Genomic DNA, 24,695 nt, shown 5'->3' with positions numbered 1-24,695 from the left:
TCCCACAGGTTATGTGCAAGGTGTGTGGGAGCGGGTTTACCCGCGAAGAAGCCAGCGCATTACCCATGTCTGGCGTCCGTCAGTGCGCTTCCCCTGCCTTCAACCCCTGCGGCAACTTGCGCGTCAACAACACCGCCAGCATGCTCACCGCCAGCCCGATCCCGACGAAGTGGAACGCATCGTTGTAGGCCATGATCATCGCCTGCTGGTGGGTGATCTCACTGAGCTTGCCCAGCGCCGCGGTGTCGCTGCCCAACCGCTCGGTGAGTTGCGCCAGGCGCTCGGCCACTTGCGGGTTGCTCGGCACCAGTGCTTCACGCAGGTAGTCGAAGTACACCTTGGCCCGCGCATCCAGCAAGGTCGCGAGCAAGGCGATGCCAATTGCGCCGCCGAGGTTGCGCAGGATGTTGAACAGGCTCGACGCCGACCCCGCATCCTGGGGTTGGATGTAGGCCGTGGCGATCAGTGAGATGGTCACCATGATCATCGGCTGGCCAAGGGCGCGGATCACCTGGATCTGGTTGAACTGCGGCCCGGCGAAGTCCGGGTTGAGCACCCCCGAACTGAAACTGGCCACGCCAAACAGGCAAAAGCCCAAGGCGCACAGCAGCTTGGGCGAGATCACCTTCATCAGCAGCGGCACCAGTGGAATCAGGAACAGCTGCGGCACCCCCATCCACATGATCACCTCGCCGATCTGCAGGGCGTTGTAGCCCTGGATCTGGGCCAGATACAGCGGCAGCAGGTAGATCGAACCGTACAGCCCCACACCCATGCCCAGGCTGGCGATGCTGGATAAACCGAAGTTGCGGTTGCCGAGGATGCGCAGGTTGATCAGCGGGTGCGGGCGGGACAGCTGCAGGATCACGAACAGGATCAGGCTGACCAGGGCGACACTGCCCAGGCCGACGATCAGGCTGGATTCCAGCCAGTCCTTGCGGTGGCCTTCTTCAAGGAACACCTGCAGGCAGCCCAGGCCCAGGCCGAGGCTCACGATGCCGGCGTAGTCGGTGCTTTTCAGCAGCTCCCAGTGGGCTTCTTTCTTTTCCAGCCCGTACATCAGCCCGGCAATCATCAGCAGCCCTGGCGGGATGTTGATGTAGAAGATGTATTCCCAGCCCCAGTTTTCGGTCAGCCAGCCACCCAGGGTCGGGCCGATCGACGGGGCGAAGGTGGCGGTCATGGCGAACATGGCCATGCCCTTGGCGCGGTGGTGCTCCGGCAGCTTGATCAACGTCAGGGTGAACGCCAGCGGGATCAGTGCGCCGCCGGTGAAGCCCTGCAGGGCACGGAACACGATCATGCTTTCCAGGTTCCAGGCCATCGAGCACAGCAGCGACGAAGCCAGGAAGCCCAGCGACACCCACACTGCCAGGCGCCGGGCCGACAGCAGCTGCACCAGCCAGGCGGTCAGCGGGATCATGATGATCTCGGCCACCAGGTAGGAGGTGGAAATCCACGAACCTTCCTCAAGGGTGGCTGACAGCGCGCCCTGGATGTCCTTGAGTGAAGAGTTGGTGATCTGGATGTCCAGCACTGCCATGAAGGCGCCGAGCATCACGCTCATCACCGCGATCCAGTCGCGCCGGGTGGGCTCTGCGCTGGGCCGCAGCAGTTGGTCACCGGCCATCGCGGCTGTCGTCCTGGCTGCGCAGGTCGACGGTGGCCGTCACCGACATGCCCGGGCGGATGCGGCCATGCAGCGGGTTGTCGGCGGCGAAGGTCAGCTTGACCGGGATGCGTTGCACCACCTTGGTGAAGTTGCCGGTGGCGTTGTCTGGCGGCAGCAGGCTGAACTGTGCCCCAGACGCGGCGAACAGACTGTCGACGCGGCCTTCGATCGGGGTGTCGGGGTAGCTGTCGAACAGCAGTTCGGCGCGCTGACCGGAGTGCATCTTGCCGATCTGGGTTTCCTTGAAGTTGGCCTGCACCCAGATGTCCTGGTCCGGAACGATCGACAGCAGGTAGGCGCCGGCCTGCACCACCTGGCCGTTGCGCGCGCTGCGCTGGCCGATGGTGCCGCTGATCGGCGCGTGGATCTCGCAGCGGGTCAGATTGATTTCGGCCTGCGCCAGGTCGGCGCGGGCATTGGCAATCTGCGCATCGAGGCGCTTGAGTTCGGCGCTCAGGGCATCGACCTGCTGGCGCTGGCCTTTGAGATCGGCCTGGGCCTTGTCCACCTGGGAGCGGGCCACATGGCTTTCCGCCGAAAGGGTGGTGACCCGCTCTTCGGAAACGAAGCCGGGCTTGCGCAGGGCCTGGGCGCGGTTGAGGTCGAGCTGCGAGCGGTCGAGGGTGGCCTGGTTGGCGGCCACCTGGGCCTGGCCGGCGGCAATCAGGCTACCTTGCTGGGCGAGCCGGCTCTGCGCCTGCACCAGTTCCGCTTCGCGAGTAGCCAGCGCAGCGCGGGCGCGGGCCACGGCCAGTTCGAAATCGGCGACTTCCAGGCGCACCAGCAGGTCACCCTTGCTGACATGCTGGTTGTCTTCCACCCTCACTTCATCGATGCGCGCGCCGAGCTGGCTGGATACGCGGGTGATCTCGCCCTGTACATAGGCGTTGTCGGTGCTCTCGAAGAAGCGCCCCTTGAAGTACCAGTGGGCGAGGAAGGCGAGGGCGATCAGCGCGACCAGGGTGATGAAGATCAGCAGGCGACGTTTGAGTTGGGCGGGCATGAGGACTATGGTTCCAGAAGTGTAAGCAAATTTAACAGCCGTAACCGGCACCGTCACAAGTGACGAAAGCGCCATTGCTGGAGCCCAGTGCCCGCTCCCTGCTAACATCCCGCCTTTGTTTGAATCTTCGTTCGAGACTCTCCATGACCACCGTTCGCACGCGTATCGCGCCATCGCCCACTGGCGACCCCCATGTCGGCACTGCCTACATCGCCCTGTTCAACTACTGCTTTGCCAAGCAGCACGGCGGTGAGTTCATCCTGCGGATCGAAGACACCGACCAGCTGCGCTCCACCCGCGAGTCGGAACAGCAGATCTTCGACGCCCTGCGCTGGCTCGGCATCGAATGGAACGAAGGCCCGGACGTCGGCGGCCCGCACGGCCCGTACCGGCAGAGCGAGCGTGGCGAGATCTACGCCAAGTACGCCAAGGAGCTGGTCGATGCCGGCCACGCCTTCTACTGCTTCTGCACCGCCGAAGAGCTGGAGCAGATGCGTGCCGAGCAGATGGCCCGCGGCGAGACCCCGCGCTACGACGGCCGCGCCCTGCTGCTGAGCGATGAGGAAGTGCAGCGCCGCCTGGCGGCCGGCGAGCCGCACGTGATCCGCATGAAGGTGCCGAGCGAAGGCATCTGCGTGGTGCCGGACATGCTGCGTGGCGATGTCGAGATCCCGTGGGACCGCATGGACATGCAGGTACTGATGAAGAACGACGGCCTGCCGACGTACTTCCTGGCCAACGTGGTCGACGATCACCTGATGGGCATCACCCATGTACTGCGTGGTGAAGAGTGGCTGCCCTCGGCGCCCAAGCTGATCAAGCTGTACGAGTACTTCGGCTGGGAGCAGCCCAAACTGTGCTACATGCCGTTGCTGCGCAACCCGGACAAGAGCAAGCTGTCCAAGCGCAAGAACCCGACCTCGGTCACCTTCTACGAGCGCATGGGCTTCATGCCCGAAGCGATGCTCAACTACCTGGGCCGCATGGGCTGGTCGATGCCGGACGAGCGCGAGAAGTTCTCGCTGGCGGAGATGGTCGAGCACTTCGACCTGTCGCGCATCTCGCTGGGCGGCCCGATCTTCGACATCGAGAAGCTGTCCTGGCTCAACGGCCAGTGGCTGCGTGAGCTGCCGGTTGAAGAATTTGCCGCGCGCCTGCAGAAGTGGGCCTTCAACAGCGACTACATGATGAAGATCGCCCCGCACGTGCAGGGCCGGGTTGAAACCTTCAGCCAGGTTGCCCCGCTGGGTGGTTTCTTCTTCGAAGGCGCGTTGAAGCTTGACGCTAAGCTGTTCGAGAGCAAGAAACTGTCGTCCGACCAGGTGCGCCAGGTGATGCAGCTGATCCTGTGGAAACTGGAAAGCCTGCGCCAGTGGGAGAAAGACCGCATCACCGCCTGCATCCAGGCGGTGGTCGAGTCGTTGGAGCTCAAGTTGCGCGATGCCATGCCACTGATGTTCGCCGCCATCACTGGCCAGGCCAGCTCGGTGTCGGTGCTCGACGCCATGGAAATCCTCGGCCCAGACCTGACCCGTTACCGTCTGCGCCAGGCCCTTGACCTGCTGGGCGGCGTGTCGAAGAAAGAAAACAAAGAGTGGGAAAAGCTGCTGGCGAATATCGCCTGATAGCGGCTTTTGCTTTCGTGGGAGCGGGCTTGCCCCGCGATTGCGATGTTCCATTGACCATCGCGATCGCGGGGCAAGCCCGCTGCCACGGGACTTTGTTTGCACCGAAGAGCAGGGCAGGGCGGTAAGTGATTGTTATCTGTGAAAAAATTTTTGAATAATTTCAAAAATTCGTTTGACAGCCCTGCAATCGGAACTTAATATGCGCCCCGTACACAGCGATGAACGAAAACGAAATGCCAGGCACCCAGCCAGCGCTTCGGTTCAAAGCGACATTGTGGGGCTATAGCTCAGCTGGGAGAGCGCCTGCATGGCATGCAGGAGGTCAGCGGTTCGATCCCGCTTAGCTCCACCAAATTCCGCTTAACGGCAATGCCGGTAAGCAAGACCGGGTCCAGCAACCGGGTCTTGAAGGTAAGAAGGTTCGTCCCCTTCGTCTAGTGGCCTAGGACACCGCCCTTTCACGGCGGTAACAGGGGTTCGAGTCCCCTAGGGGACGCCAGTTTTGCACAAGCGATGTTTAACCATGTCGCTGGGCCGAGAGGCTAGAAATCCGGGGCTATAGCTCAGCTGGGAGAGCGCCTGCATGGCATGCAGGAGGTCAGCGGTTCGATCCCGCTTAGCTCCACCAATTTTGCCGCGGTTCGTGAAAACGGATCGGCACGAAGGTTACGTCCCCTTCGTCTAGTGGCCTAGGACACCGCCCTTTCACGGCGGTAACAGGGGTTCGAGTCCCCTAGGGGACGCCACTTTTACCCGCGTTTTGCGGGAGTTGAAAGGCTCATCATCTTTGTGTGAGCCTTTTGTTTTACCTCGGGGCTATAGCTCAGCTGGGAGAGCGCCTGCATGGCATGCAGGAGGTCAGCGGTTCGATCCCGCTTAGCTCCACCAATTCGCCGCGGTTCGTGAAAACGGATCGGCACGAAGGTTACGTCCCCTTCGTCTAGTGGCCTAGGACACCGCCCTTTCACGGCGGTAACAGGGGTTCGAGTCCCCTAGGGGACGCCATTTTTTACCCGCGTTTTGCGGGGCTTATAAGGCTCATTCGATTATTGAATGGGCCTTTTGTTTTTTCTGCTCCCTGAGAATTCGCTGTCGGCCACTCGCTCGCCGCAGATTTTGCTTGCCTTAAAATATGATAAGCATAATATGTCGATCATAATATTTGGAGGTGAGCCATGAGCGACAAGAAGAGCAAGACACGCGAGCGCATTCTTGAAGCGGCGCGTGGCGCGTTGATCCAGCACGGGCCGGCCGAGCCCAGTGTGAGCCAGGTCATGGGCGCCGCCGGGCTGACCGTGGGTGGTTTCTACGCCCATTTCGACAGCAAGGATGAGCTCATGCTGGAGGCCTTCAGCCAGTTGCTGGCCGAGCGCCGGGCCTTGCTCGCCGGGGTCGACCCGAGCCTGGACGGCGCTGGCCGTCGTGCGCTGGTTGCCGCTTTCTATCTTTCGCGCAAGCACCGTGACGCAGAAGTGGCGGCCTGCCCGCTACCCAATGCACTCAGCGAAATGCAGCGCCTGCCAGAGGCTTTCCGTGAAGTACTGGTGGAGCACATCGAGCTGATGACCGCGCAGATGGTCGACCGCCCCGAAGACATGGACAAGGCCCTGGCCGACTTCGCCCTGATGGTGGGTGGCCTGGCAGTGGCGCGGGCCCTGGGCACTGGCGAGCTGTCCGATCGTATCCTGCGTGCCGCCAAATCGGCGGTGATCTGAGCACGTTCATTCCTGGAGCATGGCGATGAAGACCCTGAGCTGGATTCGTGGTGTCAACGGCACCCTCGGCCACCTGGCCCCTGAGCACGTTGCCGGCAAGATGCGCCGCGCCTTCATGAGCCCACGCACCCTGCCACCGAGGGACTGGGAACTGCCGCTGCTGGCTCGCGCCGAGCGCATCACCCTGCGCTTCGGGCTGTCGGCGCTGCGCTGGGGGCAAGGGCCGACCGTGTTGCTGATGCACGGTTGGGAAGGGCGGCCAACCCAGTTCGCCGCACTGATCGAAACCCTGGTCGCCGCCGGGCATACCGTGGTGTCGCTGGAGGGGCCGGGCCATGGGCGCTCGCCAGGGCATCAGGCCCATGTGGTGCTGTTCGCCCGCGCCTTGCTGGAGGCCGCGGCCGAGTTGCCGCCGCTGCGCGCGGTGATTGGTCATTCCATGGGGGGCGCCAGTGTGCTGCTGGCGCTGCAGTGGGGGTTGCGTGCCGAAGCGGCGGTGAGTATTGCCGCGCCAGCCCGGTTGCTGGGGGTGATGCGCGGCTTCGCCCGGCATCTGGGGTTGCCAGCGCGGGCCAGGGCCGCCTTCATTCGCCAGGTCGAGCGTGATATCGGCGTGCAGATTGCGCGCCTGGATGTCACCGGTTATCAACTGGACCTGCCGGGCCTGGTGGTGCATGCCAGTGATGATGTGCTGGTGCCGGCTGGTGAATCGCAGGTCATTCACAAGGCCTGGTTCGACAGCCGCCTGCTTTTGCTCGAAGAAGGTGGCCACGTGCGCGTGCTGGCTGACCCGCGGCTGGGTGAGGCGGTACTCGAGCTGCTGGCGCGCACCAATGAGCGCGCCCGACAAAGCGCCTGAGCATCCGTTACACTCTGCCCGTTCACGAACAACCAGGAGCGGGCATGAGCTGGGATCTGGCGGCACCATTCACCATCGACCTTCGCGTCGGCAATGAGGACATCGATGGCCTCGGCCACGCCAACAATGCGGTCTACGTCACCTGGCTGGAGCGCTGCGCCTGGCGCCATTCCCAGCGCCTGGGGCTGGACCTGGCCGAATACCGTCGCCTGGACCGGGCCATGGCCGTGGTGCGCCACGAGATCGACTACCTCGCTGCCGCCTACGAGGATGACGAGCTGCAACTGGCCACCTGGATCGTCGACTGGGACCAGCGTCTGCGCATGACCCGGCGTTTCCAGCTCAAGCGCCCGAGTGACGGCGTCACCCTGTTGCGCGCACACACCACCTTCGCCTGCATCGAGCTGTCCACTGGCAAACCCAGGCGCATGCCGGCGGAGTTCCTCGACGGCTACGGCGCGGCGCTGATCGGCAACTGAAAAGCGGCGGATTTTTGCTAGACTGCCGCCTTTTGCGCCCTGAGACCCTCACATGCAAATTGCCCTGGCCCCGATGGAGGGGCTGGTCGACAACATCCTGCGCGACGTCCTGACCCGGGTGGGTGGCATCGATTGGTGCGTCACCGAGTTCATCCGCGTCTGCGACCGCCTGTTGCCGGAATCCTCGTTCGACAAACTGGCCCCGGAACTGCGCCAGGGGGCGCGCACCGCGGCCGGCGTGCCGATGCGTGTGCAACTGCTCGGCTCGGACCCGGTGTGCCTGGCCGAGAACGCGGCGCTGGCCTGCGAGCTGGGGGCGCCGGTGATCGACCTGAACTTCGGCTGCCCGGCCAAGACCGTCAACAAATCGCGTGGCGGGGCGGTGCTGCTCAAGGAGCCGGAGCTGCTGCATGCCATCGTGCGTGAGGTGCGCCGCGCCGTGCCGGCGCATATCCCGGTGACCTCCAAGATGCGCCTGGGCTTCGACAGCCCGGATGGTGCGCTGGAGTGCGCCACGGCGTTGGCCGAAGGCGGCTCGGCGCACTTGGTGGTGCATGCACGGACCAAGGTCGAGGGCTACAAGCCGCCGGCCCACTGGGAGTGGGTGGCGCGGGTGCAGGATGTGGTCAAGGTGCCGGTGTTCGCCAATGGCGAGATCTGGACCGTCGACGACTGGAGACGCTGCCGCGAAGTGAGCGGCGCCGAGGACATCATGCTTGGTCGCGGCCTGGTGTCGCGCCCGGACCTGGCCCTGCAGATCGCGGCCGCCCGCGATGGCCGTGATTACCAGCCGATGAGCTGGGACGAGCTGCTGCCGTTGCTGCGCGAGTTCTGGCGTCAGGCGCAGGCCAAGCTGTCGCCGCGCTATGCGCCGGGGCGCATGAAGCAGTGGCTGGCGATGCTGACCCGGGGCTATCCCGAGGCGGTGCTGCTGTTCGCCGAATTGCGGCGTGAGGATGATTGCCAGCGGATCAGCAGATTGCTGGGCGTGGAGTCGCAGGTGTTCGAGGAATGCGTTGCCTGATCTGGCCCTATCGCCGGCAAGCCGGCTCCCACAGGGGCCGCGTCATCCTTGCTGGCGATGAATGGCAAGCAAATTTTTAGTCGAACCCTTGAAAGCGTTTTGCCCGGCCATATCTCTTTGAGTACGCGATGCCGAAGTCGGGTCGCGTAGTGACTTACTTGCTGAATCTCAGGAGTTTATGACCATGACCACCGCTTTCTCTCTCGCACCCCTTTTCCGCAATTCCGTCGGTTTCGACCGTTTCAACGACCTGTTCGAAGCTGCAGCACGCAACGAGGCCGGTAGCAGCTACCCGCCCTACAACGTGGAAAAGCATGGTGAAGACCACTATCGCATCGTGGTTGCCGCTGCCGGTTTCCAGGAACAGGACCTCGACCTGCAGGTCGAAAAAGGCGTCCTGACCGTGTCCGGTGGCAAGCGCGATAACGGCAACGAAGGCGTCACCTTCCTGCATCAGGGCATCGCCCAGCGCGCCTTCAAGCTGTCGTTCCGCCTGGCCGACCACATCGAGGTCAAGGGCGCCGGCCTTGCCAACGGCCTGCTCAGCATCGAACTGCTGCGCGTGGTGCCGGAAGAAGCCAAGGCCAAGCGCATCCCGATCAATGGCGACAAGCCTGCGCTGAACTGAGTTCGGACGGGATGAACGAAAGGGCACCTTCGGGTGCCCTTTTTGCTGTGCCCTGCATAGCGCAATCAACAGGCCCTGTGGGAGCGGGTTTACCCGCGAATGCGGTGTTGAGGCCGCCGATGCATTCGCGGGTAAACCCGCTCCCACAGCGTTCGATAAACCTCAGGTGCACCCCTCAATAATCCGCCGGCGCCTCCAGCAGCATCTGCCGGAACTCCGGCAGCGGCAGCGGCCGGCTGTGCAGGTAGCCTTGGTAAAGATGGCAACCGAGCCTTTCCAGAAACTCCAGTTGCTCGGTCAACTCGACACCTTCGGCGATAACCGCCAGACCCAGGCTGCGCGCCATGGCGACGATGGCGCGAACGATCTCGGCGTCATTCGGGTCAACCGGCGCGTCGCGCACGAAGGTCTGGTCGATCTTCAGTGCATCCACCGGCAGGCGCTTGAGGTAGGTGAGTGACGAGTAGCCCGTGCCGAAGTCGTCCATGGCGAAGCTGACGCCAAAGCGTTTGAGCTCGCGCATCTTGCTGATGGTGTCTTCCAGGTTCTGGATGACGATGCCTTCGGTGATCTCCAGCTTGAGCATGTGCCGCGGCAGGCGGTAATCGTCGAGGCTACGCAGCACCCGGGCGACAAAGTCGTTCTGGCGGAACTGCCGGGGGCTGATGTTGACGCACAGGCTGAAGTCGTCGGCGTCGATCAGGCCGTCCTCGAGCATGCGCGCGCAGGCGTCGCAGGCTTCGTCGAGGATCCAGCTGCCCACTTCCAGGATCAGCCCGCTTTCCTCGAGCACCTGGATGAACTGTGCCGGCGGTTGCTGGCCCAGTTGCGGATGGTGCCAGCGCAACAGCACTTCGGCGCCGACGATGTGGTTGTCACGGGCATCGACCTGGGGCTGGAAATGCAGTGCCAGCTCGCCGCGGGCCAGCGCCAGGCGCAGGTCGTTCTCCATGCGCAGGCGCTCGCTGGCGGCCTTCTGCATGGTGGTGTGGAACAGCTGGGTGGTATTGCGCCCGGAATCCTTGGCCCGGTACAGGGCGATGTCGGCGCGCTTGAGCAGGTCGGCGGGGGTGGCGCCGTGGTCCGGGATCAGCGCCACGCCGATGCTGGGTGTCACCTGCAGGCGCTGGCCATCCAGCGACATGGGTTCGGCCAGCAGTTCGCGCAGGGTGTCGGCCAGCTCGCGGACCTTGCTTTCCACCAGTTCGCGGCTGCCTTCCAGGCCGCTGATCAATACCACGAACTCATCGCCGCCCAGGCGTGCCACGGTGTCCTCGAGGCGCACACTGGCTTCCAGGCGGGCCGTAATGATCTTCAGCACGGCGTCGCCCACCGGGTGGCCGAGCGAATCGTTGATGTGCTTGAAATGGTCGAGGTCGAGGAACAGCAATGCGCCGCGCAGGTTGTGGCGCTTGAGCAGGGCGATCTGCTGGCTCAGGCGGTCCATCAGCAGGGCGCGGTTGGGCAGGTTGGTCAGCGGGTCGTGGTAGGCCAGGTGGCGAATCTGCGCCTGGGCGTTTTTCAGCAGGCTGACATCCCGTGCAGTGAGCAACAGGCAGTCGACTTCGTTGAGGCTGATCGGCTCCACCGACACTTCGACGGTGAGAATGTCGCCGCGCTTGTTGCGCCCGAGCATCTCGCGGTGATGGACCCGGCCGCGTGCCTTGAGCTCGTTGAGCAAGGCGCTGCGTTGCTTGTCGTCGGCCCAGATGCCCAGTTCATAGACCGTGCGGCCGACCACCTCGCTGGCGCTGTAGCCGGTCAGCCGGCAGAACCCATCGTTTACTTCCAGGTAGCGGCCGCTGCGCCGCTCGGTGATGGTGATGGCGTCGGGGCTGGAATGGAACGCCTTGGCGAATTTCTCCTCGCTGGCCTTGAGCGCCGCCTCGGCACGCTGCTGCTGGGTGATGTCGCGCAGGGTGGTGACGCTGCAGGCCTGGCCGTCGACGCTGATCAGGCGGCTGGAGATGACGCAGGTCAGTGGCCCGCCGTTGCGGTGATTGACCCCGATCGCCACGTTGCTCAGGGCCTGGTCGCGGATCACCCGTTCGATGCGCTGGGCGCGCTCGGCCGACTCGGCCCACAGGCCCAGCTGCTCGGCGGTACGGCCCAGCACCTGCTCGGCGCTCCAGCCGAAGGTCTGGCTGAAGGCCGGGTTGATCTCGATGAACTGGCCGGTGTCCTGGCGGGTCACGCAGATCGGGTCCGGGCTGACCTGGAACAGGCTGGCGAATTTTTCTTCCGAAGCCGTGAGGCGTTGTTCGCGCTCTACCTGGTCGGTGATGTCCAGCAGGGTGCCGGCCATGCGCAGCGGTTTACCCTGCTCGTCACGGTACAGCCGCGCGCGGCTTTCGATAAAGCGTGTGGCGCCGTTATCCAGCTGCACCTGGTAGGTGATCTGGTAGTTGCCGGCCGGCCCCTCGCGCAGGCTGCGGTAAGCCTGGCGCATGGAGTTGCGTTCGTGTTCGGGCACCCCTTCGAAGAACGCATCGAAGGACTCGTGGAACGGCACCGGGTCGAGCCCGTGCAGCTGGGCGGCGCGGGCCGAGCCATAGAGCATGCCGCTGGGAATGTGCCAGTCCCAGGTGCCCAGCTGGGCCGAGTCCAGCGCCAGGTCGAGGCGCTCCTGGCTGTCCTTGAGCGCCTGCTCGGCGCGTTTGCGCTCGGTGGTGTCGACAAAGGTACTGATCAGGTAGGTGATGCCTTCCAGTTCGATGGCCTGGGTGCAGAGGATGCCGTCATGAATCTTGCCGCTGGTGGCGCGGAACTGCACCTCCATGGTCAGCGGGCCGCTGCCGGCGCGGGTGGCCTCCAGCACCTGGTGGCGCTGCTCGGGGTTGACCCACAGGCCCAGCTCGACACTGGTCTTGCCGACCACGTGGGCGCCGGGCCAGCCGAACATGTCTTCGAAGTGCTGGTTGACCTCGATGATCAGGCCGTCGTGGCGGCGGGTGAGCAGGATGGCGTTGGGGCTGAGGTGGAAGAGGGTGGCGAAGCGCTTTTCCGAGTTGATCAGTGCGGTTTCCCGCTCGCGCTGGCGGGTGATTTCGCGGATCACCCCGATCATCTGCCGCCGGCCGTGGACGTCGTGGGTCAGGCTGCCGTTGATCTCCAGCCAGTGCACGCTGCCGTCCGGCCAGCGGATGCGGTGGCGCATGGCCTGCTCGATGGGTTCGCCATTGACCACGGCCTGGAACGCCTGGCGCGTGCGGGCACGGTCTTCATCGGGCAGCAGGTCGAGGTAGTCGACATCGTTGGGCAGTGGGCGCAGGGGGTCGAAACCGAACAGCGCCTGGGTGCCCCGTGACCAGCTGACCCGGCCGCTCTCGATATCCCATAGCCAGGCGCCCAGGTTCGCGCCGTTGAGTGCGGCCAGCAGTTGCGGGGCATTCTGCCAGGCCTGCTCCGATTCCTGAGGATCGACCGCAGGGATGCGCGGCAGGCGCGGAAAGCGGTTTGCTGATTTGGGCATCGGTACCAGACCTTTGGCGGATGTCGCGTCCTTGAGAAGTGTACTGCCGTACTGACGACCGGTCAGGCGGGCCCCGCGTGGCTGTCGAGCAGGGCCATGAAGGCCCTGGCCGCGTTCGATAGCGTGCGTTCTGTGTGCAAAATGTAGCCTAGCTGGCGCGACAGCTGTATGCCGGGCAGGGCGATGGACGCCACCTGCTCATCCAGCATAGTACGCGGCAGCACACTCCACGCCAGGCCGATGGAAACCATCATCTTGATGGTTTCCAGGTAGTTGGTGCTCATGGCGATATTCGGCGTCAGGCCCTGGCTTTCGAACAGGCGCTGGACGATGTGATGGGTGAAGGTGTTGCCGCCGGGGAAAACCGCCGGGTGCCGGGCCACGTCGGCCAGGCTGACCTGGCCGCTGCTGGCCAGCGGGTGTTCGGGCGCGGCGACAAAGTCCAGGGCGTCCTCCCAGACCGGGGTTGCCTTGACCAGGTGATGCGGCTCGGGGGCCAGGGTGATCACGGCAATTTCGGCGCGGCCATGGAGAATTTCATCGTAGGCGGCTTCCGAATCCATGAACTGGATATCCAGCGCCACTGCCGGGTGTTGCCGGGTGAACGCCCGCAGCACCGGTGGCAAGCGGTGCAGGCCAATGTGGTGGCTGGTGGCCAGGGTCAGGCGACCGCTCACCTCCCCGGTCAGGTTGGTCAGCGCGCGGCGAGTATCATCGAGCACGTTGAGGATCTGATAGGCACGGGGCAGCAGGGCGCGGCCGGCTTCGGTCAGGCTCACTTCCCGCCCCAGCCGGTCGAACAGGCGAACGTCCAGTTGCTGCTCGAGCCCGGCGATGCGTTTGCTGATGGCCGGCTGGGTCAGGAACAGGCGTTCACCCGCGCCAGAGAAGCTGCCGGTTTCGGCAATCGCGATAAAAGCGCTGAGGTTGGCCAGGTCCACGATTAAGATTCCTGATGGTTATGCAAAGCATGAAAATTATGAATTTGAGTTATTCAATCTATCGCCATAGCATCGTCCGTACAAGCCAAGGGGTCTTTGGCATAGAAAGACGCTGATGAGGAACAGTCTGATGGCTGGCAAAACGCTCTACGACAAACTCTGGGAAGCCCATGAGGTCAAGCGCCGCGATGACGGCTCGTCCTTGATCTACATCGACCGCCACATCATCCACGAAGTGACGTCGCCCCAGGCCTTCGAAGGCCTGCGCCTGGCCAATCGCAAGCCGTGGCGCATCGATGCCAACATCGCTACGCCCGACCACAACGTGCCGACCACGCCAGAGCGCAAGGGCGGTATCGAGGCCATCGTCGACCAGGTGTCGCGCCTGCAGGTGCAGACCCTCGATGAGAACTGTGACGAATATGGCATCGTCGAATTCAAGATGAACGACGAACGCCAGGGCATCGTCCACGTCATCAGCCCCGAGCAGGGCGCGACCTTGCCGGGCATGACCGTGGTCTGCGGCGACTCGCACACCTCCACCCACGGCGCCTTTGGTGCCCTGGCCCACGGCATCGGTACCTCCGAGGTCGAGCACGTGCTCGCCACCCAGTGCCTGGTCGCCAAGAAAATGAAGAACATGCTGGTGCGCGTCGAGGGCCAATTGCCTGCCGGCGTCACCGCCAAGGACATCGTCCTGGCCGTGATCGGCAAGATCGGCACCGCCGGCGGCAACGGCCATGCCATGGAGTTCGCCGGCAGCGCCATCCGCGAGCTGTCGATGGAAGGCCGCATGACCATCTGCAACATGTCCATCGAAGCCGGCGCCCGTGTGGGCCTGGTGGCCACCGATGCGACCACCGTCGCCTATGTCGAAGGCCGCCCGTACGCACCGAAAGGCGAGCAGTGGAAGCAAGCGGTCGAATCGTGGAAAGACCTGGTATCGGATGACGACGCCGTGTTCGACACCGTGGTCGAGCTGGATGCCAGCCAGATCAAACCGCAAGTCAGCTGGGGCACCTCGCCCGAGATGGTCCTGGCCGTCGATCAGCGCGTGCCAGACCCGGCCGCCGAGGCCGACCTGATCAAGCGTGGCTCGATCGAGCGTGCCTTGAAGTACATGGGGCTCAGTGCCAACCAGGCGATCACCGATATCCAGCTGGATCGCGTGTTCATCGGCTCGTGCACCAACTCGCGCATCGAAGACCTGCGCTCCGCGGCCGAAATCGCCAAGGGGCGCAAGGTTGCCTCCAGCGTCAAGCAGGCGATCGTCGTGCCGGGCTCGGGCCTGGTCAAGGCCCAGGCCGAGCGTGAAGGCCTGGACAAGATCTTCCTCGAAGCCGGCTTTGAATGGCGTGAGCCTGGCTGCTCGATGTGCCTGGCGATGAACCCGGACCGCCTGGAGAGCGGCGAGCACTGCGCGTCCACCTCCAACCGCAACTTCGAAGGCCGCCAGGGCGCCGGTGGTCGTACCCACCTGGTCAGCCCGGCCATGGCCGCCGCCGCCGCGGTGACCGGCCACTTCATCGATGTCCGCGAGTTGATCCAAGGGAGCGCAGCATGAAAGCCTTTACCCAGCACACTGGCCTCGTCGCGCCGTTGGACCGTGCCAACGTCGACACCGACCAGATCATCCCCAAGCAGTTCCTGAAGTCGATCAAGCGCACCGGCTTTGGCCCCAACCTGTTCGACGAGTGGCGCTACCTGGACGTGGGCCAGCCCTACCAGGACAACAGCAAGCGCCCGGTCAACCAAGAGTTCGTGCTCAACCATGCCCGTTACCAAGGCGCCAGCGTGCTGCTGGCGCGTGAGAACTTCGGTTGCGGCTCCAGCCGCGAGCACGCGCCATGGGCGCTGGACGAGTACGGCTTCCGCAGCGTGATCGCACCGAGCTTTGCCGACATCTTCTTCAACAACAGCTTCAAGAACGGCCTGCTGCCGATCATTCTCGATGCCGCTGAAGTCGACGAGCTGTTCAAGCAGGTCGAAGCCAACCCAGGCTACCAGCTGACCATCGACCTCGATGCCCAGGCCGTGACCCGCCCGGATGGCAAGGTGCTGAAGTTCGAGATCGACGCGTTCCGCAAGCACTGCCTGCTCAACGGCCTCGACGACATCGGCCTGACCCTGCAGGACAGCGACGCGATCAAGGCATTCGAAGGCAAGCACCGCGCCAGCCAGCCTTGGCTGTTCCGTGATGCCTGAATGATGTAACCGGGTTTGCTGGCCTCATCGCCGGCAAGCCGGCTCCCACAGGTACTGCACAGGTCTTGGAACATGTGGGGTCGTTGTGGGAGCCGGCTTGCCGGCGATAGCGGCCGCAGAGTCAACCCAAAATCAAAAGGAATGCGCCCATGACCAGCACCACCCACACCGACGTAGTCCAGCGCCAGTTCGGCGAACAGGCCAGCGCCTACCTCAGCAGCGCCGTGCACGCCCAGGGCAGCGAATTTGCCCTGCTGCAGGCCGAGCTGGCCGGGCAGGGTGCGGCCCGGGTACTGGACCTGGGCTGTGGTGCCGGTCATGTCAGTTTCCACGTCGCACCGCTGGTCGGTGAAGTGGTTGCCTACGACCTCTCGCAGTCGATGCTCGACGTGGTGGCCGCTGCGGCAGCCGAACGCGGCCTGGGCAACATCACCACCGCGCGCGGCGCCGCCGAACGCCTGCCGTTCGCCGATGCCAGCTTCGACCATGTGTTCAGCCGTTATTCGGCGCACCACTGGAGCGACCTGGGCCTGGCCCTGCGCGAAGTGCGCCGGGTGCTGAAGCCGGGCGGGGTGGCGGCCTTCATCGATGTCATGTCGCCAGGCAGCCCGCTGCTCGATACCTACCTGCAGACGGTCGAAGTGCTGCGCGACACCAGCCACGTACGCGACTACAGCGCCGCCGAATGGCAGCGTCAGGTCAGCGAGGCCGGCCTGCATGTGCGCAGCCACACTCGCCAGCGCCTGCGCCTGGAATGGCACTCCTGGGTCGAGCGCATGCGTACCCCCGACCCACTGCGCGTGGCTATCCGCCAGTTGCAGCAAGCCATGGGCGAGGAAGTGCGGCAGTATTACCAGATTGAGGCCGATGGCTCGTTCAGCACCGATGTGCTGGTACTCTGGGCCGAACGCTGATTATTCACGACGGGGCCGAGGCGGCCGCGTCGCTTTGATGGATAGAGGAAAGCATGAGCAAGCAGATTCTGATTCTCCCAGGTGATGGCATCGGCCCGGAAATCATGGCCGAGGCGGTCAAGGTGCTGGAGCTGGCCAACGACAAGTTCCAGCTCGGCTTCAGCCTCGCCCACGACGTGATCGGCGGCGCCGCCATCGACAAGCACGGTGTGCCGCTGGCCGACGAGACCCTGGAGCGTGCACGCCAGGCCGACGCCGTGCTGCTGGGCGCCGTGGGTGGCCCGAAGTGGGACAAGATCGAGCGTGACATCCGCCCTGAACGCGGCTTGCTGAAGATCCGTTCGCAGCTGGGCCTGTTCGCCAACCTGCGCCCGGCGATCCTCTACCCGCAACTGGCCGATGCCTCGTCGCTCAAGCCGGAAATCGTCTCCGGCCTGGACATCCTCATCGTCCGCGAGCTGACCGGCGGCATCTACTTCGGTGCTCCGCGCGGCCAGCGCGAACTGGAGGGCGGCGAGCGCCAGGCCTACGACACCCTGCCATACAGCGAAAGCGAAGTGCGCCGCATCGCCCGCGTCGGTTTCGACATGGCCCGTGTGCGTGGCAAGAAGCTGTGCTCGGTGGACAAGGCCAACGTCCTGGCTTCCAGCCAGCTGTGGCGTGAAGTGGTCGAGGACGTGGCCAAGGCTTACCCGGACGTCGAACTGAGCCACATGTACGTCGACAACGCCGCCATGCAGCTGGTGCGCGCGCCCAAGCAGTTCGACGTGATGGTCACCGACAACATGTTCGGCGACATCCTGTCGGATGAAGCTTCCATGCTCACCGGTTCTATCGGCATGCTGCCTTCGGCATCGCTGGATGCCAATAACAAGGGCATGTACGAGCCGTGTCACGGTTCGGCGCCGGACATCGCCGGCCAGGGCATCGCCAACCCGCTGGCGACCATCCTCTCGGTGTCGATGATGCTGCGCTACAGCTTCAACCAGCAGGCGGCGGCCGAGGCCATCGAGCAGGCGGTCAGCCTGGTCCTGGACCAGGGCCTGCGCACCGGTGACATCTGGTCTGCCGGTTGCACCAAAGTCGGTACGCAGGAAATGGGCGACGCAGTAGTCGCAGCGCTGCGGAATCTGTAATCTCTCTGGCCCGCCACCAAAACCTGGTGGCGGCCCACTTTTAGCAAAGGTGTAGTTGCGATGAAACGTGTAGGTCTGATCGGTTGGCGTGGAATGGTCGGTTCCGTGCTCATGCAGCGGATGCTCGAAGAGCAGGACTTCGACCTGATCGAGCCAGTGTTCTTCACCACCTCCAATGTGGGTGGCCAGGGTCCTAACGTGGGCAAGGAAACTGCCCCGCTGAAGGACGCCTACAACATTGAAGAGCTCAAGACCCTCGATGTCATCCTGACCTGCCAGGGCGGCGACTACACCAACGAAGTCTTCCCCAAGCTGCGTGAAGCGGGCTGGCAGGGTTACTGGATCGATGCCGCCTCGTCGCTGCGCATGCAGGACGACGCCGTGATCATCCTTGATCCGGTCAACCGCAAGGTCATTGACCAGCAGCTGGATGCCGGTACCAAGAACTACATCGGCGGCAACTGCACCGTCAGCCTGATGCTGATGGGGCTGGGCGGCCTGTTCGAAGCCGGCCTGGTCGAGTGGATGAGCGCCATGACCTACCAGGCGGCCTCGGGCGCCGGCGCGCAGAACATGCGCGAGCTGATCAAGCAGATGGGCGCTACCCACGCGGCCGTGGCCGATGACCTGGCCAACCCGGCCAGCGCCATCCTCGACATCGATCGCAAGGTTGCCGAAGCCATGCGTGGCGAAGGCTACCCGACCGAGAACTTTGGCGTGCCGCTGGCTGGCAGCCTGATCCCGTGGATCGACAAGGAACTGCCGAACGGCCAGAGCCGCGAAGAGTGGAAGGCCCAGGCCGAGACCAACAAGATCCTCGGCCGCTTCAAGAGCCCGATTCCGGTCGACGGTATCTGCGTGCGCATTGGCGCCATGCGTTGCCACAGCCAGGCGCTGACCATCAAGCTGAACAAGGATGTGCCGCTGGCCGATATCGAAGGCATGATCAGCCAGCACAACCCTTGGGTGAAGCTGGTGCCGAACCAGCGTGAGATCAGCATGCAGGAGCTGAGCCCTACCAAGGTGACTGGCACGCTGAATATTCCGGTTGGGCGTCTGCGCAAGCTGAATATGGGGTCGCAGTATCTGGGGGCCTTCACTGTGGGTGACCAGCTGCTGTGGGGCGCGGCCGAGCCGCTGCGTCGCATGCTGCGGATTTTGCTGGAGCGTTGATCGTTCTGGGGTGATTTGTGGTTTGAGAGAACCCGTGCCATGAGAGTGGTGCGGGTTTTTTTATGGGGGCTGGGTTAGTTGTGGGTAAGTTTGTTGGTTTGTTGGTTTTGAAAGTTGTATGCGCATTCATATGTGATGTCGACGCGTAGTCACCTTTCCGCCCTTACGGCGGGTTACTTTTTTTCTTGGAAAAAAGTAACCAAAAACCGCTCGCTCCATTCATACGGCCCTCCGCTGTGCTCCGGGTCCCTTCGCTCCGGCGTCTTCCGGGCCCGCGCGGCCTCCGACTTGCTGCGCAAGTCTACATCTCGCGCCTTCGGCTAACGCCGAAGGGTGCTGCGCACCAGGGCCCTCCAGACGCCTACGCTCAGCCTCCTGAAGTCGCGAAGTTAGTGGCGGCGCCTGGGCTGGCGTTAGCTGCCGCTAGTTGGATGGGTTGGGAACTCAGGATTGCAATCGCTGGCAAGCCAGCTCCCACAAGTTAGAGCGAAACTTTCAGACTTGCGCTGTACCTGTGGGAGCCGGCTTGCCGGCGATAGGGCCCGAACAAACAACACATAATCAACAGCCAAACCTAGATAGCCGTATCACTGCTCTTGATCTGCTCTTGATCTGCTCTTGATCTGCTCTTGATCTGCTCTTGATCTGCTCTTGATCTGCTCTTGCTTCTAAGCGCGCGATAGTCCAGGCAACACAAATTGCGACTTCAGGAGGCCGAGTGGAGGTGACTGGAGGGCCCTGGTGCGCAGCACCCTTCGGCGTTAGCCGAAGGCGCGAGATGTAGACTTGCGCAGCAAGTCGTAGGCCGCGCGGGCCCGTAAGGCACCGGAGCGAGGGGACCCCGGAGCGCAGCGCAGGGGCCGTATGATGGGAGCAAGCGGTTTTGCCTACTTTTTCCAAGAAAAAAGTAGGCCGCCGTAAGGGCGGAAAGGTGACTAAGCGTCGCCATCGCCAACGAATGCGCATACATCTATCAAAACCCACACTCTGAAAGCAGAAGCCGAAGCCAAACCTATCTCCCACCCCACAATCCAAGTAAAGTGCCGCTCCCCGCCGTACCCGCTGAACAAAGAAGGAACCCCAGCCATGACCACCCCAGTAGATATCGCCGTAGTAGGCGCCACCGGCGCAGTCGGTGAAACCCTCGTGCAGATCCTCGAGGAACTGTCCTTCCCGGTGGCCACCCTGCACCTGCTGGCCAGCATGGAATCGGCGGGCAGCAGCGTCATGTTCGCCGGCAAGAAGCTCAAAGTCCGTGAAGTGGACAGCTTCGACTTCAAGCAAGTGAAACTGGTGTTCTTCGCCGCCAGCCCCGCCGTCAGCCGCAGCTTCGCACCCAAAGCACAGCAAGCCGGCTGCACCGTGATCGACCTCTCTGGCGTGCTGGACGGGGCCGTGGCGCTGGTGCCGGAAGCCAACGCCGAGCGCATCGCCGACCTGCCGCAGCCAGCCCTCATCACCAGCCCCTGCGCAGGCGCGGTGGCACTGGCCGTGGCGCTGGCGCCCCTCAAGGGCTTGCTCGACATCGAGCGCGTTCAGGTCAACGCTTGCCTGGCCGTTTCGGCCCAAGGCAAGGAGGCGGTCAGCGAGCTGGCCCGGCAAACCGCCGAGCTGCTCAACGCCCGCCCGCTGGAGCCGCGCTTCTTCGACCGCCAGGTGGCCTTCAACCTGTTACCGCAGGTCGGCGCACCCGACGAGCACGGCCACACCGCCGTGGAGCGGCGCCTGGTCAGCGAGCTGCGCCAGCTGCTGGGCCTGCCTCAATTGAAGATTTCCGTGTCCTGCATTCAAGTCCCGGTGTTTTTCGGCGATAGCTTCAGTGTGGCGGTGCAGAGCCGTCGCCCGGTCGATCTGGGCGCTGTGAACACCGCACTCGAAGCGGCCGAGAGCATCGAACTGGTCGAACCCGGCGATTATCCGACGCCGGTAGGTGACGCAGTGGGCCAGGACGTGGTCTATGTTGGTCGTGTACGCCACGGGATCGATGAGGATGAACAGCTCAACCTCTGGCTGACCACCGACAATGTGCGCAAAGGCGCGGCACTCAACGCCGTGCAGGTGGCGCAATTGTTGATTAAACACATGGCGTAAAAGATACTGACCAGCAATTTTGTCCTGCACCACAACAGGGTTTTTGGGACGGTTCTTACAAGGGAAGAGTTCATGCTTCGAATTCGCAAACTGGTACTGGCCATCGCGGCAGCCTCGGCGCTGTCGTCCGGCGTGGCGAATGCCTTGGGGTTGGGGGAGCTGACCCTGAAGTCGGCACAGAACCAGCCACTGGATGCCGAGATCGAACTGCTCGACGTGCGTGACCTCACCGCAACCGAGATGGCGCCAAGCCTGGCGTCGCCGGAGGAGTTCGCCAAGGCCGGGGTGGCATACCCGACCTACCTCGAAGACCTGACCTTCACCCCCGTGATCAACCCCAATGGCCGCAGCGTGCTGCGCGTCACCTCCAGCAAGGCCTTGCCGGAGCCGGTGGTCAAGTTCCTGGTCCAGGTGATGTGGCCGCAGGGGCGTCTGCTGCGCGACTACAACGTGCTGCTCGACCAGGCCAAGGCCCAGGGCAGCCAGCCGTCCCAGGCCAACATCAACCCTGCGCAAAGCTCCGGCAGCTACACCACCAAACGCCGTGACACGCTGTGGCAGATCGCCGCGCGCAATACCCAGGGCGGTTCGGTCCAGCAGACCATGCTGGCGATCCAGGCGTTGAACCCGGATGCGTTCATCGGCAACAACATCAACCAGCTCAAGACCGGGCAGGTGCTGCGCCTGCCCGATCAGCAGCAGGTACAGAGCATTGCCCAGGGCGAAGCCAACCGTGAAGTGGCCGAGCAGTACGCCGCCTGGCGTGAAGGCCGACGCCTGGGGCCGCGCGCCCGCCAGCTGGACGCCACCCGCCGTGGTCAGGCCGGCGAGGCTCCGGCGCGTATCGCCCAGGGCGACAACCTGCGCCTGGTTGCCCCCGGCGGCAAGGGCGCCGCTGGCCAGGCCAAGGCACTGAACGACAAGCTTGCCGTGGCCCAGGAAAGCCTGGATACCAGCCGTCGCGACAACGACGAGCTCAAAAGCCGCATGGCCGATCTGCAGAGCCAGCTGGACAAGCTGCAGCGGCTGATCGAACTGAAAAACGACCAACTGGCACGCCTTGAAGCTCAAGGCGCGGCACCGCAGGCACAGCCAGGCGAACCTGCCCCCGCGCAGCCAGCCCTCAACGCCCAGTTGACGCCCGCCGAACCCGTGGTGGCGCCAGCGCCTGCTGCGGTCGATACCGCGCCGCCAACCACACCGGCGACCAGCGAAGCCCCTGCTGCCCAAGAGCAGGGCGCGCTCGATCAACTGATGGGCAACCCGCTGCTGCTGGGGCTGATCGCCGGCTCGGCGTTCCTCGCCCTGTTGCTGTTGCTGCTGCTTTTGGCGCGCAAGCGCAAAGCCCAGCAGGAAGCTGAAAAACACCTGCGCATGGCTCGCGCCCTGTCGGAAGAGGGTGACCGTGCCCCGGACCTGGACCTGCCGCCGGACAGCTTCGCCGGCCTGGACGTCTCGGCGCCCAGCGTCACCCTGTCGCCTGCAGTAGTCGCCGCCTCGGCGGCGGCGGCAACGGCTGCCGAGATACCTGCGCCTGCGCCAGCGCCTGCCGCCCCCGCAGTGGACCCGCGCGCCGCGCTGTTCGCCGAGGTTGATGAGAGCCTGGCCCGTGGTCGCCTGAACCATGCCGCCGACCTGCTGGAAGCCGCCGTCGCTTCCGAGCCGCAGCGCAGTGACCTGCGCCTGAAGCTGATGGAAGTGTATGCCCGTCAGGGTGACCAGGATGCCTTTGCTGGCCAGGAGCGCAAGCTGGCGCCAGGCGAGCAGAACCAGGCCGAAGTCGCCTCGCTCAAGGAGCGCTTCCCGGCCATGCTCGGCGTCGCAGCGGTGGCGGCCGGTGCCGCAGCCCTGGCCGCCGAGCTGGACGAACAATACGTCCAGGATCTGTTGCAGGACCCGGCGCCGGCTGCCGTCGAAGCCGAGCCTGAGCCGGCAGTGGAGCCCGAGGCCGTTGCCGAGGCCTTCCCGGAGCCTGAGCCTGAGCCTGAGCCTGAACCGGCCCCGGTTGCTGAAGACGACCTGGACAGTGCCTTCGACTTGAGCCTGGGTGATGACCTGCCGGAAGAAGACCCTCTCGATCTGACTGCACTGGAAGAGGCGGTGTCGGCTGCTGCGCTGCCACAGGCCGATGCTGCGCCTGCCGTCAGCGAAACCGATGCCGACGATGATTTTGAAGCCCTGTTGGCCCAAGCCCAGGCTCAGGCCCCGGAGCAGCCGCAGGCCCTCGATGACCTGGCCGATTTCGACCTTGATGTGGCTGAGCCAGAGGCCTCGGCCAGCAGCGAGGAGCCGGCGGTGGATGTGGCGGCCGAGTTGGCGGCCTTCGAAGCCATGCCCGAGTTCGACCCGATTTCCGAACTGGAGCTGCCGGACGACTTCGACCTGTCGCTGTCGCTGGATGACGACTCGCCGGCGGCGCAGAAATTTGCTTCCGAACTGGACGACGTCAACGCCGAGCTCGACAAACTGTCGCAAAGCCTCGATGCGCCAGATAACGCGCCAAGCTTCACCGCCGAGGACGCCGCCCAGGAGCCGGAACCGCTGGATGACCTGGACTTCGACTTCTTCTCGGGTACCGACGAAGTGGCCACCAAGCTGGACCTGGCGCGTGCCTACATCGACATGGGTGACCATGACGGCGCTCGCGACATCCTCGACGAAGTGGCCAAGGATGGCGATGAGAACCAGCGCCAGGAAGCCAACGAGATGCTCTCGCGCCTGGTTTGATCGCTGAAACGATCGCGGGGCAATCCCGCTCCCACGTGCCCCTCATTGCAGGGCTGTCGTGGGGGCGGGCTTGCCCCGCGATCGTTTCGGCCACCATGCGGTTTGCCGCTATACTGCCCGCCTTTTCGTTTCATCATCAGGTTTCACGTTCTTGGACATCATCGACAACGCCGCCGCCGAATCAGCGGCCGAAGGTTTCACCCGCATCGCCCTGGGCGTGGAATACAAAGGTTCGCGCTACCGCGGCTGGCAGCGCCAGGCCAGTGGTGTGCCCAGCGTCCAGCAAGCACTCGAGCAGGCGCTGTCGAAGGTGGCCAACGAACCGATCAGCGTGATCTGTGCCGGGCGTACCGACGCCGGGGTGCATGGTTGCGGGCAGATCGTGCATTTCGATACCCGGGCCGTGCGCGATGAGCGCGCCTGGACCCTGGGCACCAACTTCAACCTGCCCCACGACATCAGCGTGGTCTGGTCCAGGCCGATGCCTGCGGATTTCCATGCCCGCTTCAAAGCCAATGCGCGGCGCTACCGCTATGTCATCTACAACGACCCGATCCGTCCGGCCCACCTCGCCGAGGAAGTGACCTGGAACCATCGGCCGCTGGATGTCACGCGCATGGCCGAAGCCGCGCAGTACCTGCTCGGCACCCATGACTTCAGCGCCTTCCGCGCCAGCCAGTGCCAGGCCAAGTCGCCGGTCAAGCACATCCATCACCTGCGCGTTACCCGCCATGGCCAGATGATCGTGATCGATGTGCGTGCCACCGCCTTCCTGCATCACATGGTGCGCAACATCGCCGGCGTGCTGATGGCCATCGGTACCGGCGAGCGCCCGGTGGAGTGGGCCCGCGAGGTGCTCGAGGGGCGTGATCGCCGCGCGGCGGGGGTGACCGCGCACCCTTATGGGTTGTACCTGGTGAAGGTAGAGTACCCGCCCGAGTACGAGCTGCCGCAGCGTTACATCGGCCCACACTTTCTCACCGGTTTCGAGGCGTTGTCGGACTGACGGAGCAAAGGTCATTTGCTAC

18 protein-coding genes and 6 tRNA genes are annotated in these 24,695 nt (G+C 64.1%); 20 read left to right on the top strand and 4 right to left on the bottom strand.

Going from position 1 to position 24,695, the window contains the following annotated elements; genetic code table 11:
* Positions 1–79: 79 nt before the first annotated feature.
* Both ACQ4N9_RS07850 and ACQ4N9_RS07845 read right to left on the bottom strand, forming a co-directional pair.
* Entirely contained in the window at positions 80–1,570 is a 1,491-nt protein-coding gene (locus ACQ4N9_RS07850; RefSeq protein ID WP_390967783.1) for an MDR family MFS transporter, read from the bottom strand.
* Between the two features lie 49 nt (positions 1,571–1,619).
* The gene (locus tag ACQ4N9_RS07845; protein ID WP_390967772.1) at positions 1,620–2,675 is read right to left on the bottom strand and encodes an HlyD family secretion protein; all 1,056 of its coding nucleotides are present in this window, start codon (positions 2,673–2,675) and stop codon (positions 1,620–1,622) included.
* A 143-nt stretch (positions 2,676–2,818) separates the two neighbouring features.
* Here ACQ4N9_RS07845 and gltX point away from each other — a divergent pair, with 143 nt between their 5' ends.
* From gltX to ACQ4N9_RS07785, 12 genes are all read left to right on the top strand, one after another.
* Positions 2,819–4,300: a glutamate--tRNA ligase gene (gene gltX / locus ACQ4N9_RS07840; protein ID WP_125857910.1), complete on the top strand. Its 1,482-nt coding sequence runs from the start codon at positions 2,819–2,821 to the stop codon at positions 4,298–4,300.
* A gap of 279 nt (positions 4,301–4,579) precedes the next feature.
* A tRNA-Ala gene (locus ACQ4N9_RS07835) sits at positions 4,580–4,655 on the top strand.
* Between the two features lie 71 nt (positions 4,656–4,726).
* A tRNA-Glu gene (locus tag ACQ4N9_RS07830) sits at positions 4,727–4,802 on the top strand.
* Positions 4,803–4,855: 53 nt separating this feature from the next.
* Positions 4,856–4,931: transfer RNA gene (locus ACQ4N9_RS07825), tRNA-Ala, on the top strand.
* A gap of 42 nt (positions 4,932–4,973) precedes the next feature.
* Positions 4,974–5,049, top strand: a tRNA-Glu gene (locus ACQ4N9_RS07820).
* A gap of 66 nt (positions 5,050–5,115) precedes the next feature.
* Positions 5,116–5,191: transfer RNA gene (locus ACQ4N9_RS07815), tRNA-Ala, on the top strand.
* Positions 5,192–5,232: 41 nt separating this feature from the next.
* Positions 5,233–5,308, top strand: a tRNA-Glu gene (locus ACQ4N9_RS07810).
* Positions 5,309–5,478: 170 nt separating this feature from the next.
* Positions 5,479–6,018 (top strand): TetR/AcrR family transcriptional regulator, encoded by a 540-nt coding sequence (locus ACQ4N9_RS07805; RefSeq protein WP_110996448.1) that lies wholly within the window; start codon positions 5,479–5,481, stop codon positions 6,016–6,018.
* 25 nt (positions 6,019–6,043) lie between these two features.
* Positions 6,044–6,877: an alpha/beta fold hydrolase gene (locus tag ACQ4N9_RS07800; RefSeq protein ID WP_390967774.1), complete on the top strand. Its 834-nt coding sequence runs from the start codon at positions 6,044–6,046 to the stop codon at positions 6,875–6,877.
* A 44-nt stretch (positions 6,878–6,921) separates the two neighbouring features.
* On the top strand, positions 6,922–7,356 hold the full coding sequence (locus ACQ4N9_RS07795; RefSeq protein WP_125463250.1) for an acyl-CoA thioesterase: 435 nt from the start codon (positions 6,922–6,924) through the stop codon (positions 7,354–7,356).
* A 52-nt stretch (positions 7,357–7,408) separates the two neighbouring features.
* Positions 7,409–8,380, top strand: coding sequence for a tRNA dihydrouridine synthase (locus ACQ4N9_RS07790; RefSeq protein WP_323833311.1), 972 nt, complete (start codon positions 7,409–7,411; stop codon positions 8,378–8,380).
* A 184-nt stretch (positions 8,381–8,564) separates the two neighbouring features.
* Positions 8,565–9,008, top strand: coding sequence for an Hsp20 family protein (locus ACQ4N9_RS07785; protein ID WP_110996452.1), 444 nt, complete (start codon positions 8,565–8,567; stop codon positions 9,006–9,008).
* Positions 9,009–9,183: 175 nt separating this feature from the next.
* Here ACQ4N9_RS07785 and ACQ4N9_RS07780 read toward each other — a convergent pair whose 3' ends face one another.
* Both ACQ4N9_RS07780 and ACQ4N9_RS07775 read right to left on the bottom strand, forming a co-directional pair.
* Complete coding sequence (locus ACQ4N9_RS07780) at positions 9,184–12,480, bottom strand: PAS domain S-box protein (RefSeq protein ID WP_390967775.1); 3,297 nt, start codon at positions 12,478–12,480, stop codon at positions 9,184–9,186.
* Between the two features lie 62 nt (positions 12,481–12,542).
* Positions 12,543–13,421 carry a LysR family transcriptional regulator gene (locus tag ACQ4N9_RS07775; RefSeq protein ID WP_390967776.1) on the bottom strand — a complete coding sequence of 293 codons (879 nt, stop codon included), beginning with the start codon at positions 13,419–13,421 and terminating at the stop codon, positions 12,543–12,545.
* 130 nt (positions 13,422–13,551) lie between these two features.
* Between ACQ4N9_RS07775 and leuC the strand changes: the two genes are divergently transcribed.
* The 8 genes from leuC to truA all read left to right on the top strand — a co-directional run bounded on the left by leuC (position 13,552) and on the right by truA (position 24,673).
* Positions 13,552–14,985: a 3-isopropylmalate dehydratase large subunit gene (gene leuC, locus ACQ4N9_RS07770; RefSeq protein WP_390967777.1), complete on the top strand. Its 1,434-nt coding sequence runs from the start codon at positions 13,552–13,554 to the stop codon at positions 14,983–14,985.
* Positions 14,982–15,626 carry a 3-isopropylmalate dehydratase small subunit gene (leuD, locus tag ACQ4N9_RS07765; RefSeq protein WP_390967778.1) on the top strand — a complete coding sequence of 215 codons (645 nt, stop codon included), beginning with the start codon at positions 14,982–14,984 and terminating at the stop codon, positions 15,624–15,626. Before leuC ends, leuD begins: the two co-directional genes overlap by 4 nt.
* 149 nt (positions 15,627–15,775) lie before the next feature.
* Positions 15,776–16,540 (top strand): class I SAM-dependent methyltransferase, encoded by a 765-nt coding sequence (locus tag ACQ4N9_RS07760; RefSeq protein ID WP_125463256.1) that lies wholly within the window; start codon positions 15,776–15,778, stop codon positions 16,538–16,540.
* 53 nt (positions 16,541–16,593) lie between these two features.
* Complete coding sequence (gene leuB, locus ACQ4N9_RS07755; protein WP_390967779.1) at positions 16,594–17,676, top strand: 3-isopropylmalate dehydrogenase; 1,083 nt, start codon at positions 16,594–16,596, stop codon at positions 17,674–17,676.
* Positions 17,677–17,736: 60 nt separating this feature from the next.
* The gene (asd, locus tag ACQ4N9_RS07750; protein WP_110996459.1) at positions 17,737–18,849 is read left to right on the top strand and encodes an aspartate-semialdehyde dehydrogenase; all 1,113 of its coding nucleotides are present in this window, start codon (positions 17,737–17,739) and stop codon (positions 18,847–18,849) included.
* Positions 18,850–19,935: 1,086 nt separating this feature from the next.
* Complete coding sequence (locus tag ACQ4N9_RS07745) at positions 19,936–20,940, top strand: aspartate-semialdehyde dehydrogenase (protein ID WP_390967335.1); 1,005 nt, start codon at positions 19,936–19,938, stop codon at positions 20,938–20,940.
* 72 nt (positions 20,941–21,012) lie between these two features.
* Positions 21,013–23,667 carry a FimV/HubP family polar landmark protein gene (locus tag ACQ4N9_RS07740; RefSeq protein WP_390967336.1) on the top strand — a complete coding sequence of 885 codons (2,655 nt, stop codon included), beginning with the start codon at positions 21,013–21,015 and terminating at the stop codon, positions 23,665–23,667.
* A 151-nt stretch (positions 23,668–23,818) separates the two neighbouring features.
* A complete protein-coding gene (gene truA, locus ACQ4N9_RS07735) occupies positions 23,819–24,673 on the top strand; it encodes a tRNA pseudouridine(38-40) synthase TruA (RefSeq protein WP_390967337.1) in 855 nt (284 codons plus the stop codon).
* Positions 24,674–24,695: the final 22 nt, after the last annotated feature.

This window comes from Pseudomonas sp. ES1, from assembly GCF_050586605.1.
Classification (GTDB): Bacteria; Pseudomonadota; Gammaproteobacteria; order Pseudomonadales; family Pseudomonadaceae; genus Aquipseudomonas; species Aquipseudomonas sichuanensis.
The sequence above is the reverse complement of the archived record's forward strand: the minus strand, read 5'-3'. Positions and strand labels throughout refer to the sequence as shown.